At 30.3% G+C, this 11,413-nt stretch carries 13 protein-coding genes and 1 other annotated feature; all 13 genes read right to left on the bottom strand.

Annotated elements, in window-relative coordinates; all coding sequences use genetic code 11:
• Nucleotides 1–71: 71 nt before the first annotated feature.
• The 13 genes from recA to mreC all read right to left on the bottom strand — a co-directional run bounded on the left by recA (nt 72) and on the right by mreC (nt 11,401).
• Nucleotides 72–1,133, bottom strand: a complete 1,062-nt coding sequence (gene recA, locus FD06_RS03105; RefSeq protein WP_082605273.1) for a recombinase RecA — start codon at nt 1,131–1,133, stop codon at nt 72–74.
• A 95-nt stretch (nt 1,134–1,228) separates the two neighbouring features.
• Nucleotides 1,229–1,702: a CinA family protein gene (locus FD06_RS03100; RefSeq protein WP_054658247.1), complete on the bottom strand. Its 474-nt coding sequence runs from the start codon at nt 1,700–1,702 to the stop codon at nt 1,229–1,231.
• 63 nt (nt 1,703–1,765) lie between these two features.
• Nucleotides 1,766–2,347: a CDP-diacylglycerol--glycerol-3-phosphate 3-phosphatidyltransferase gene (gene pgsA / locus FD06_RS03095; protein WP_054658245.1), complete on the bottom strand. Its 582-nt coding sequence runs from the start codon at nt 2,345–2,347 to the stop codon at nt 1,766–1,768.
• A 57-nt stretch (nt 2,348–2,404) separates the two neighbouring features.
• Nucleotides 2,405–3,280, bottom strand: a complete 876-nt coding sequence (locus FD06_RS03090; RefSeq protein ID WP_054658243.1) for a helix-turn-helix domain-containing protein — start codon at nt 3,278–3,280, stop codon at nt 2,405–2,407.
• A 78-nt stretch (nt 3,281–3,358) separates the two neighbouring features.
• Nucleotides 3,359–4,633, bottom strand: a complete 1,275-nt coding sequence (yfmH, locus tag FD06_RS03085; RefSeq protein WP_056966021.1) for an EF-P 5-aminopentanol modification-associated protein YfmH — start codon at nt 4,631–4,633, stop codon at nt 3,359–3,361.
• The gene (yfmF, locus tag FD06_RS03080; protein WP_056966020.1) at nt 4,634–5,893 is read right to left on the bottom strand and encodes an EF-P 5-aminopentanol modification-associated protein YfmF; all 1,260 of its coding nucleotides are present in this window, start codon (nt 5,891–5,893) and stop codon (nt 4,634–4,636) included.
• Nucleotide 5,894: 1 nt separating this feature from the next.
• A complete protein-coding gene (locus FD06_RS03075) occupies nt 5,895–6,740 on the bottom strand; it encodes an amino acid ABC transporter substrate-binding protein (RefSeq protein WP_338024191.1) in 846 nt (281 codons plus the stop codon).
• An 18-nt stretch (nt 6,741–6,758) separates the two neighbouring features.
• Nucleotides 6,759–7,394, bottom strand: coding sequence for an amino acid ABC transporter ATP-binding protein (locus FD06_RS03070; protein ID WP_056966018.1), 636 nt, complete (start codon nt 7,392–7,394; stop codon nt 6,759–6,761).
• 12 nt (nt 7,395–7,406) lie between these two features.
• Nucleotides 7,407–8,072: an amino acid ABC transporter permease gene (locus tag FD06_RS03065; protein ID WP_054658235.1), complete on the bottom strand. Its 666-nt coding sequence runs from the start codon at nt 8,070–8,072 to the stop codon at nt 7,407–7,409.
• A 162-nt stretch (nt 8,073–8,234) separates the two neighbouring features.
• Nucleotides 8,235–8,472: a binding site (T-box leader), on the bottom strand.
• Nucleotides 8,473–8,515: 43 nt separating this feature from the next.
• Nucleotides 8,516–9,325: a septum site-determining protein MinD gene (gene minD / locus FD06_RS03060; protein ID WP_054658233.1), complete on the bottom strand. Its 810-nt coding sequence runs from the start codon at nt 9,323–9,325 to the stop codon at nt 8,516–8,518.
• Nucleotide 9,326: 1 nt separating this feature from the next.
• The gene (locus tag FD06_RS03055) at nt 9,327–9,998 is read right to left on the bottom strand and encodes a septum site-determining protein MinC (RefSeq protein WP_056966016.1); all 672 of its coding nucleotides are present in this window, start codon (nt 9,996–9,998) and stop codon (nt 9,327–9,329) included.
• A gap of 27 nt (nt 9,999–10,025) precedes the next feature.
• Nucleotides 10,026–10,547, bottom strand: a complete 522-nt coding sequence (gene mreD / locus FD06_RS03050) for a rod shape-determining protein MreD (RefSeq protein WP_162256003.1) — start codon at nt 10,545–10,547, stop codon at nt 10,026–10,028.
• Between the two features lie 2 nt (nt 10,548–10,549).
• The gene (mreC, locus tag FD06_RS03045) at nt 10,550–11,401 is read right to left on the bottom strand and encodes a rod shape-determining protein MreC (protein WP_191980340.1); all 852 of its coding nucleotides are present in this window, start codon (nt 11,399–11,401) and stop codon (nt 10,550–10,552) included.
• Nucleotides 11,402–11,413 lie beyond the last annotated feature (12 nt).

Here is an 11,413-nt window from a genome sequence, read left to right as displayed (position 1 = left end):
AAAAAACCGCCTTACAAAAGTTAGTTTTAATGTCCAACTTTTGTAAGGCGGTTCAATAAATTCCATCCTTTTTATTTTTTGTTGTCTTTTTTAGTTTCGGAATTCTTTTTGGATTCATTTTCTGCCTTTGCAGAATCAGTATCTTCTTCCATTCCATAAGCAACTCTAACTTTATGGTTAATTTCTTGTTCGATTTCAGGGTTATCAGCAAGATATTGTTTAGCATTTTCACGACCCTGACCAATTCTAGCTTCACCATATGAATACCATGAACCTGACTTATTAATGATGTCCTTGTCTACAGCCATGTCAACTAATTCACCAGTTTGTGATACACCATGTCCATACATTATATCAACTTCTGCACGTTTAAATGGAGGAGCTACCTTATTTTTAGCTACTTTAATTTTAGTACGATTACCAATAATATCAGTACCGTCTTTAATTTGTTCAGCTCTTCTAATTTCTAATCTAATTGTAGAGTAGAATTTAAGCGCACGTCCTCCAGGAGTTGTCTCAGGATTTCCAAACATTACCCCAACTTTTTCACGAATTTGATTAATGAATAAAGCGATAGTTTTGGTTTTATTAATAGAACCAGAAAGCTTTCTTAAAGCTTGTGACATTAATCTAGCTTGTAAACCAACATGGGCATCACCCATTTCTCCTTCGATTTCAGCTCTAGGAACTAATGCAGCTACTGAGTCAACAACTACAATATCAATAGCACCACTTGATACTAAGGCATCTGTAATTTGAAGACCTTGCTCACCAGTATCAGGTTGTGAAAGTAATAAATCTTCAATATTAACTCCTAAATTAGTAGCATAAACTGGATCTAATGCATTTTCAGCATCAATATAAGCTGCTGTACCACCACGTTTTTGAACTTCAGCAACAGCCTGTAAGGCAATTGTGGTTTTACCAGAACTTTCAGGTCCATAAATTTCAACGATTCTACCTCTTGGATATCCACCTACCCCTAAAGCATTATCTAATGCTAAAGAACCAGTAGGAATTGTTGAAATTCTAGTGTCTCCACGATCGCCCATTCTCATTATGGAACCTTTACCGAATTCTTTTTCAATTCTCTTCAAAGCCCCATCTAGAGCAGCTTTACGTTCATCAGCCATTAACTTACCTCCTCATTTATAACTTTAACAGTATCATATACTATACTAATGTATTCGATAAAAATCAAGAAAAAAGGGAACAAAAGTTCGCTTAATTAATTATTGACCAATGAGTCAATCCAATCTAAAGCTGCAACTACTGATTTAATCCGTATTGCATCCCTATCTCCACGAAAATGAAAAACTCGACTTTCCAAATAATTACCGTATGATATCCCTATATAAACTGTACCAGCTTTATTGCCCTCTAATTCATCTGGTCCAGCAACTCCGGTAAAAGACACTGAAAGATTAGTTTTCATAATTTCACGTGATTTTTGAGCCATTTGTTTAGCTGTTTGAGCCGAAACAACTCCAAAATCATTTATTATTTTTGATGGTATTCCAAGCAATTTTTCTTTAGCAGTGTTGGAATAAGTTACAAAACCACCACTAAAAATTTTAGAAACCCCTGGCACTTCTCCCAAAACCTCTTGAAATAGTCCAGCCGTTAAACTTTCAGCTGCAGTAACTGAAACGTCGGCATTAATTAATTTCTCAATCGCAATTTTATCAATTTTAGTTATCATAAGACACCATCACCCTTGCTAATGTGTTCATATTATACATACGTACTAATCTACGTTAATTTCTTAAAATGAATCTGAAAACACATCTTTATTTTTAACAAAGTAATCAATTCCAGAATAAACAGTAAAGAATAAACAAATGTAAAGTAAAATCAATCCCATCGAAACATTTATAGCTGCAAAGAAGATGTTATTAAGCAATAGTAATATAATTGAAAACATTTGAGTTGCTGTCTTAATCTTTCCTGGCCAAGCAGCGGCTAAGACTTCACCATCGTTTTCAACTATTATTAATCTCAATCCAGTAACTGCCAATTCTCTACATACAATGATGGAAGCTACCCAAGCTGGTACCTGACCCAATCCAACCAATGCAATAAAAGCTGACATTACAATCATCTTGTCTGCCAAAGGATCAGCAAATTTACCAAAATTAGTAACCAGATGTTGTCTACGGGCAATCTGTCCGTCCAAAAAATCAGTTATAGAAGCACATGCAAAAATTAAAGCTGCAATAATTTGTGTAATTGGCAACATCGTACCCGCTATGATTACAGTTCCCCAGTTAAATGGGTAAGCTAGTATTAAAATAAAAATTGGGATCAAAAAGATTCGTAACAAAGTTAATTTATTTGGTAAGTTCATTTATATTTATCTCCAATATCTAAAAATATTAAAAAAGAGGCTTTAAAAGCCCCTTTTTTATTTAAATTGTACCTTAACTGTTTGTACTTGAGCACTATCACTATGAATTGGTAATTTTTCGCCATTAATTGATATCTTAGTAGCAGGGGAATTTCCTAAGTTAATAGTAATTTCTTTATCATCTTTAGCTAACTTAATTTTATTTCCAGCGTTAGGTGTTAATGCACCCGAATATAAAGTTTTACCATTTGAAGTTGCAGATATCCAAGCTCGACTAGTACTGCTTAGTTTAATTTTGTTTTTAGCTGCATTGGTAGATACAGCATAAACGTTAGCACCACTAGTACTATCAGTCTTCTTAATAGTTGTTTTTGTATCATTCGTATCCTTATTAGTACTCTTAGTATCAGTTTTAGATTTACTTTCCTTAGATTCACTCTTTTGAGATGAACCACTAACTGAAATTGAAGATTTATTAATTGTAGAATCCGAGTGATTATTGGTTTTAGCCACTGCTATCCAAATAACAAAAATCACAATTAATACAAAAACAGCAATAGCAGCAGTTGGACCGTAATTTCTAACAAAAGCAAACTTATCTTCTTCTTTTCTTTGCGAAGATCTAGAGGCTATCTTATCATCAGAAACTTGTTCAACATATTCAGGTGAATTTGTGTTTGGTAAATCATTATCATAACTATTTAATAATTCGAAACCATTCAAACCAACTGCATCCGCAAATTGTTTGATAAAGGCTCTAACATAAAAGTCCCCTGGTAATTCGTCAAAATTGTTTTCTTCAATCGCTACCAAGTATCTTTTTTGAATTTTAGTATTCTTTTGTAAATCATCAATAGTTAAATTTTTATCTTCTCTGGCTTTTTTTAAAGTCTGTCCAATATTCTTTTTATTTGTATTTTTATCATTATCCATAAATAAATACTCCAGTTAAAATAAGAATTTTTATACACTTAACAGTATATCATAACCTAAAAAAAATATTTAAATGAATTAACTTTTAGGAGATATTATATTAGTAACTATATTATTTTTGTTAATAAATTTTTGAGCATATAACTTCAAGTCTTCCAAAGTTATACTGTTGATTATATTAATTTCATCATATAAATTAGTGTAATTATTATCTTTGTTACCTAAATTATTAGCAATCGCTTCGATAGAGTTCATCATAGAAATATGTTGACCTAGCTCTTCTTTTTTTATTAATTCAAAATTTTCTTTCAAATCATCTAAATTAGAAACAGCAGCTAATAAAATATTTTTGATCTCCGTAATAAATTCATTAGGATAATCAGTATCTCCAGCAATCAAGGCGAAATTATAATATTTTTCAAATTCAAAATCAAATCCAAATGAGTCATCAATAATTCCTTTATTATATAGTTTATTATAGTTTGATGAACTTTCAGAAAACAATAATTCTAACAACAATGATATTCCTAATTCATATTTAGAATCAACACTATCAAGTTGTTGGCCTTTGATACCAACAGCAACTTTATTTCTAGTAATGTTCATGAACTGTTTTGAATCTTTTATAATTTTTGTAGATTTTGGAATTACGTTCTTAATATCTTGATATGGTTTAAATGTTTTTTTAGCTTGATTGGCTTTAATAAATTTAACAACATCATTAACGTCCATATTACCTACAATGTTCAATTGCATATTACCTGGTTGATAAAATGTATTGTAAGCCGTATAAAGGTCCTCTGCTGTAATTTTACTGATGGATTCAACAGTTCCTGCAATATCAACATTTAATGGAAAATCTGGGTACATCTTGCTAACCGTTCCAAAGAAAATAGCTGCATCCGGATCATCATCATACATACTAATTTCTTGCCCAATTATTCCTTTTTCTTTTTCAACTTTTTTATCTGTAAAATAAGGACTTTGCACGAAATCTAAAAGAATACCAATGTTTGCTTTTAAATTATCAACACAAGAAAATAAGTAACTAGTTTTGGTAAAACTAGTAAAAGCATTCGAAGAAGCTCCTGTCTTAGAAAAAAGGTCAAAAGCATCATAATCTTTTTTATCAAACATTTTATGTTCTAAAAAATGAGCAATTCCAGCTGGTAAGCTGACTGCATTTTTCTTACCATAAGGAATAAATTTGTTATTGATAGAACCATAAGATGTTGAAAAGGTAGCGTAAGTTTTATAAAAATCATTTTTAGGAACTAAAACTATTTCTAATCCGTTATCTAACTTTTCATAATAAATTTCTTCATTGTAGTTATCATATTTTTTATTTATCATTTATTTTTTGCCCTCCAAAAAGAAAATTGATTGCAATTTAACTAGCTTAGCAACACTTATAATATCTTCTTTTTGAACAGCTAATATATTTCGTTGCCAATCTTCAAAGGAAATGCTTCGACCTAAAAGATTATTTACAAATTGCTGTTCTAACATTTTTCTGGGGCTATCTAATAAGTTTAACCTAGCATTGACCAATTCATGTTTTATATGATTAATTAATTCTGTTTCAAAATTTCCACTTTGAATAGAAGCTAATTGTTCATTAATTAATGAAATAACCTTTGATTTATCTTTGGAATCAATTCCAGACTGTACATTAATAAAACCATTAATAGCATTAAAGCTACTACTTGCATAGTAAGCTAAACTGTATTTTTCTCTAACTATTTTAAATAGTTTGGACTGCGGAGTTCCACCAAATACAGCATTAAAAATTATAGCAGCATATAAATTTTTATCGTTATAATTAATTGGTAATGAATATCCCAAGTTTAATTTTCCTTGACTTAATTCTTGCGTTTCTGTTTTTTCATTTATTGAATCTGTAAGAGCATGCTTATAAGGTAATAGTTTGTAAATATTATTTCTATCATCAAAATTATAATTCTTAAAAACATTAAGAATATCATGAGGGTTAAAATCGCCAATTATGGAAAATATAATATTATCATTCAATATAGTATTTGTATAATATTCAAAAATATTTTTTTCATTCAAATCTTTATATTGGCTGGATTCGCCAAATATTAATCTTCCTCGATTGACATTTTCATTAAAAAACAGCTCTTTAGATTTTACAGCTGCATAGTATTGCTTATCATCACTAATGGAAGAAAGATATTTTAAAATATTTTGTTTCTGGGTTGTAAAAGTTTTATTATCAAAAGCTTTATTTTTAACATTTGGTCTTAATAAAACGTCCATCAAAAATTCAATAGCTTCATTAATGTTGTCATACTTATTGGGTAAGTAATTAGCATTAGGAAAACTTAAAATTATTTTAATGATGTGCAAATTACCATATCTAACAATATTGGTACCAAAAGAAGCACCATACATTTTAGAAAGTTGTTTAGCCAATTCTTCTTGGGTCTTATACTTAGAATTATTGGTTTCAAGTAATTCAGCTAAAACAGCTCTTTTAGCAAAATTTTTAAAATTAGCTTCCGTAATTAAGTTACATGTCAATGTAACTGTCTTAAATTTTTTAGTGGGTGTCATGTATAGTTCAACACCGTGGGATAATTGTTCTTTCAAATTACTCCTCCTGTTTGTTTAATAAAGGTGATTCATATTCTTTGCCAAACCACTTTTGACATATTTTTTTTAATTCACCGTTTTTAGATATTTTATCTAATCCCTTATTAATTGCACTAGTTATTTCATAATCGCCTTTTCTAGCTCCTACTGCAAAATATTCCTTAGGAAAATTAGTGTGCTTGATAGCAAATGCCTTAGGATTCTTTTGATGGCTTACGTAATAATTAGCATAGGTGCTATCTATCAATAATCCATCAACTCTTCGACTACTTAAATCAATAAAAGCATTAGTAAACGAATTATATAATACTGGAGTTCGATTTTTAATACAATCTTTTAAAATTTTAGGATTATTATTTAATTCATTTAATCCAGAAGAACCCGCTTGTACACCTAATGTTTTATTATGCATTTGATTTAGTGAGTTTATGTTAGAGTCTCTCATTGTTACTAGTACTTGATCATTTGATAAGTAAGGCTTTGTAAAATTAACCACTTTTTCTCGCTGGCTGTTAATTGAAAAACCATTCCAAATCAAATCAATCGTGTTATTCCTTAGTTCCGTTACATTCATAGACCAATCAATAGGCTGAAAAATAGGCTTTACATCATATTGTTTAAAAACTGCATTAGCTACATCTACGTCAAAGCCAGTGATTTTACCTTGTTGATTTTCATAACCCATAGGCACAAAAGTTGCATCCAGCCCAATCACAACTTTATGTTCTTTCTTGATACTATTCCAATTATTGTTATCATTGTTTTTTATTGAACATGAGGAAAGTAAGGAAGTAGATAATAAAATCATAAACATTAAAAATATCTTTAGCTTTTTCGTATACAAATCCTTCCCTCCTAAATTCTAAGATAAAGGCTCGACCGTAATAATTCGATCAGCCACCTGTTTAGCAAAATCCATATCATGTGTTACAACTATTTGCATAATATTATTAGATTTTAGTTTATTTAATATCTTTCCAACCTCTTCACTAAGTTTAGGGTCTAGTGCCGAGGTCGGTTCATCGTAACAAATTATTTTAGGATTCATTGCCAAAGTTCTAACAATTGCCACCCTTTGTTTTTGTCCACCAGATAATTGATATGGATATAATTGTTCTTTACCACTTAAGTTCAAAGTTTTAATTAATTTTTGAGCTTTACCTAAAGCTTCTTCTTTACTAAGTTTTAGAACTAACTGTGGAGCTAAAATAATATTTTCCATTACAGTTAAGTTTGGAAATAACCCAAAGTCTTGAGAAACTAACCCAATAGTAGATTTTTTATTATTTGCAGTAGTAGGGTCAAATTTTTTATCATTTAGATAAAATTCACCACTATCAGTACTTTCTAATCCTGTTAAGCATCTTAATAAAGTAGATTTACCTGCCCCAGAAGGACCAACTATACATAATATTTTATTATCAGGAACTTCTAAATTAAAGTTACTAATAATTTGTTTCTCGTTAAACTTTTTTGAAATATTTAATGCTCTAAACATATCGATGCCTCCTTATCGCCAAGAACTATAGTATTTTTCTATCTTTCTTAAAATAATAGTACAAAAAGCTGTTAGTAATAAATAAATAATAGTAACTAGAATTAACGGTAATAGCGTTACATCACGGGCAGTTGCAATATTTCCAGCCTGTAATAAATCTCCAATTCCTATTACATAAACAAGCGACGAATCTTTTACTAAATTAATTACTTCATTTCCAATAGATGGAATTACAATTTTAAGAACTTGGGGAATAATAACTTTTCTTGTTGTTTGCCAAGAATTTAAACCCAGCATTGAAGCACTTTCATATTGAGTTTTAGGAATGGATTGAAAGCCTCCACGAAAAATTTCAGCAAAGTATGCCGCATAGTTTAATGAAAATGCGACTAAAGCAGCATCATATCTTTGAAAAACAATTCCAATAATGGGTAAACCATAAAATACAAAAATTAATTGTAATAATAATGGAGTTCCACGCATTAACCAAATATAAAATTCAATAACTTGCTTAATAGAAAATATTTTTAAAATTTTTTTATTAGTTAATTTGGAAGTCAAACCTAAAGAAAGAATAATCCCTAAAGGAATAGAAATAACTAATGTCCATAAAAAAACCTTTAGTGTCACTAAAGCTCCCGATAACAATGAAGGTAGTATATTTACAATATAATCCATAAAATCATCTCCTGTTGTTTATTAAAAACTAAAAAAGTCCTTTTAGAAAAAATCTAAAAGGACGTTATACCGTGGTTCCACCTAATTTTCTAACTCATTCACACAAGTCAGCTTAAAGAGTTATTTCATTAAAATAAAAAAACTCTTAAGCACTAACATGCTTAAGAGGACGACAAAGTCGCGGTTCCACCCCGTTTTTATTTACTATTCACATAGCAAAACTCTACAAGTTTTATAAAATAACTCACAAGATAACGGAATAAACCGACATTTCCTAATAATAAAAACGTTCAGAAACATAACTCACAGACGTGAATCCCTTTATTTAAGTGCTTAAATCTCAGCAACATAAGCTCTCTGTGTACTTTACAATAAAGCGAAATCTGTTCAAAGTATTTAAATTATTTGAATAAATAATAAACTATTATAAAAATTAAATCAAGCTATTTATCGTGTCCAAATAAATGTGATATTCGATACCAAAAACCTCTTTTGGTTTCTCTTTCTATTTTCATCAGAGGAACTGTTTCACCTTCCAGTCTTCTCGCAATATTACGATATCCCTTAGCAGTTTTGTTTTCAGCATCCATCACGATTGATTTACCACGATTAGAAGTACTAATGACTTCATCATCATCTAAGACTATGCCAAGCAAATCAATGCCTAAATGTCTAGTAATTTCATCAACATCCATAGCATTTCCCTGTTCAATAATTGCTGGACGAATACGATTAATAATTAGTTTAGGAGCTTCAACCAATGGGTGTTTTTCTAATAATCCAATAACTCGATCAGCATCACGTACTGCTGAGATTTCAGGAGTGGTAACGATAATAGAACCATCAGCACCTGATATTGAATTGATAAATCCTTGTTCAATCCCGGCTGGACAATCAATAAAGACATAATCAAAATCTGGTTTTAATTCATCAACGATAGATTTAACTTGGTCTTCATTTAAGGCATTTTTGTCAGTATTCTGGGCAGCTGGCAAAAGATATAATAAATCATCAAAACGTTTATCTTTAACTAAAGCTTGAACTAATTTCACACGTTTATCTGCTACATCAACGATATCGTACATCACTCTATTTTCTAAGCCAAGCACTACATCCAAGTTTCTTAAACCTATATCTAAGTCTATTAAACAAACTCTTTTACCCATTAAGGCTAAAGCAATTCCTATATTAGCAGTAGAAGTAGTCTTACCTACTCCACCTTTTCCAGATGTTATCACGATAGCTTTACCCATTTTAAATTCCCCCTATCTTATTAAAGAATTTTGGATTAATTTGCTTCAAATTATTGATTTTACCATAGCTCAAAACATGTAAGTCGTTAACATAAATTACAGTATCGGACAATTCAGGTACATTCTGATTGTCAGCTATAACTTCAAATTGTTCACCAACCCTAACTTGTTGAGAAGTAGATACATTACCGATAATCAACTTATTTTCGTCATTAGGAAAGCCAGCTTGAAGAATCCCTTCACTGTTTCCCATCAAGTAGATATTTCCAGAAGCTACTAGTTTACCACCATTATGGATTTTACCAAAAAATAACACGTCACCATCGATAAATACATCTTGACCATTTCGAATAACTTTATCTAAAGTGTTTATCGTATTATCTTTAATCATCTGTTCGGCTTTATCAATTGTAACTGTCTTTGAAATAAACTTGTCTATTGACAAATTTTCATAGCTATTGGCTAAATCCCTAATTTTATTCTTTTCATCCGTTGATAATAATCGTAAACCTGAATTAACATTAATAAACAACTTAGCAGATTTTAAAGCCTTATTATGGCTTAATTCACCTAAAAGTATAGTTAATTCATGAAGTATATCTTTTATGCTAGACTTATCATTAATAACTATTTCATAACCATTTTTATTGCCTTTTAACACTGCTGAATGCATTGATATAAGTAACTCCTTAATATTATTTTAGTTTAACTTGTCAAATAAAAATTGCAGAGGTATATATAAAATTATCAAAAATACCAAATTGATTGCCAAAGTTGGTCCTAGAACATAGACTAAATAAAAACTCCAAGACATATTAGTCAAACTTTCTAAACGATTGGCCAATAAAGCAAGAGAAAAAATCATTGTAATATCAATAAAATAAATTAAAAATGCACTAACAACATTTAACGGAAGATGCTTATATATCCATTTACTAAAGTAAATAGCTAAGGGAAAAATAAATGTATAAACTCCTAAAAATCCCATATAAAAAGCATCAACTATTATTCCTGCCAAAACAGCCCACCATTCGTAATGTATACTATCATCGTTTATAAAAAACATCGCTAAAAATATCCATAAAAATGATAAATTAGGAACTGCATGAAACGATAAACTAGCACCAAATATTGAAAAAATTGATCCATCTAAGAAAATAGATATAAGCATACCAATGGGAAAAACATATTTAAAAGCATTATTTTTCAGCAAGTTATTCACCTCTAATTATCCCTAATTGCTACACTTACAACTTGTAAATTGTTCATGTCGGCAGCTGGTTTAATGTATATCTTGGAAGATAATCCGTAATCGTCAGATGATTTTTTGACAACAGTTCCTACATACATGCCCTTAGGAGTTACTCCACCTAAACCACTAGTAGAAACCTTGTCTCCTGGTTGTAATTTAATTTTATTAGTTATATTACCCATTTCAATTAGGTTCTTTTGACGGCTATATCCAGTAATAATTCCATTAACTACTTGATTCTTTTTATTAGTAATCTGAATAGCAAAGCGATCAGCTGAATCAGCAGTGTTAGTAATCAAGCCAACTTTACTATTAGTTTTGTTAACCTCGGTAACTCGGCCAATTAAACCCTTTCCACCCAACACTGCCATATTCTTTTGTATTCCTGCACTTTGACCTTTATTTATAATAATCTGTTGTTCCCAAGCAGATGGTGACCTAGTAATTACAGCTGAGTTAATAATTTTATAATCAGTCAAAGTTTTGCCGACATTAAGTTGTCTTTTTAATTGCTTATTTTCAGCTTCTAAAGTTTGATTTCGAACTAACGTAGAAGCAACTTTTTGTACCTGTGGTTTTAGTCTTTGATTTTCATTGTACGCATCAAATAGTTCACCGACATTACTAGCTCCACTATGAATTAAATTTGCAGGGACTGCAATAATACTAGTTCCAAAGCCTGCTATATCGTTACCAAATTGTTGTATTAAAGGTGGCGTAGCTCGATTATTACGCACTGCCACGGAAAAAGTCATGAAACCAAAGCTTAATATTATACAAATTACTGCAATAACTAATTTTCGGTTAGAAAAAAACTTGTTCATGAGTAAGTATTC

The organism is Apilactobacillus ozensis DSM 23829 = JCM 17196, from assembly GCF_001435995.1.
GTDB lineage: Bacteria > Bacillota > Bacilli > Lactobacillales > Lactobacillaceae > Apilactobacillus > Apilactobacillus ozensis.
Note: the sequence above shows the minus strand (reverse complement) of the source record. Positions and strands in the feature narration are given on the sequence as shown.

Bases quoted from the DNA above. Each gene is read 5' to 3' on its own strand.
- recA (WP_082605273.1), bottom strand. From the start codon at position 1,133: ATGGCTGATGAACGTAAAGCTGCTCTAGATGGGGCTTTGAAGAGAATT.
- FD06_RS03100 (WP_054658247.1), bottom strand. From the start codon at position 1,702: ATGATAACTAAAATTGATAAAATTGCGATTGAGAAATTAATTAATGCC.
- pgsA (WP_054658245.1), bottom strand. From the start codon at position 2,347: ATGAACTTACCAAATAAATTAACTTTGTTACGAATCTTTTTGATCCCA.
- FD06_RS03090 (WP_054658243.1), bottom strand. From the start codon at position 3,280: ATGGATAATGATAAAAATACAAATAAAAAGAATATTGGACAGACTTTA.
- yfmH (WP_056966021.1), bottom strand. From the start codon at position 4,633: ATGATAAATAAAAAATATGATAACTACAATGAAGAAATTTATTATGAA.
- FD06_RS03070 (WP_056966018.1), bottom strand. From the start codon at position 7,394: ATGTTTAGAGCATTAAATATTTCAAAAAAGTTTAACGAGAAACAAATT.
- FD06_RS03065 (WP_054658235.1), bottom strand. From the start codon at position 8,072: ATGGATTATATTGTAAATATACTACCTTCATTGTTATCGGGAGCTTTA.
- minD (WP_054658233.1), bottom strand. From the start codon at position 9,325: ATGGGTAAAGCTATCGTGATAACATCTGGAAAAGGTGGAGTAGGTAAG.
- FD06_RS03055 (WP_056966016.1), bottom strand. From the start codon at position 9,998: ATGCATTCAGCAGTGTTAAAAGGCAATAAAAATGGTTATGAAATAGTT.
- mreC (WP_191980340.1), bottom strand. From the start codon at position 11,401: ATGAACAAGTTTTTTTCTAACCGAAAATTAGTTATTGCAGTAATTTGT.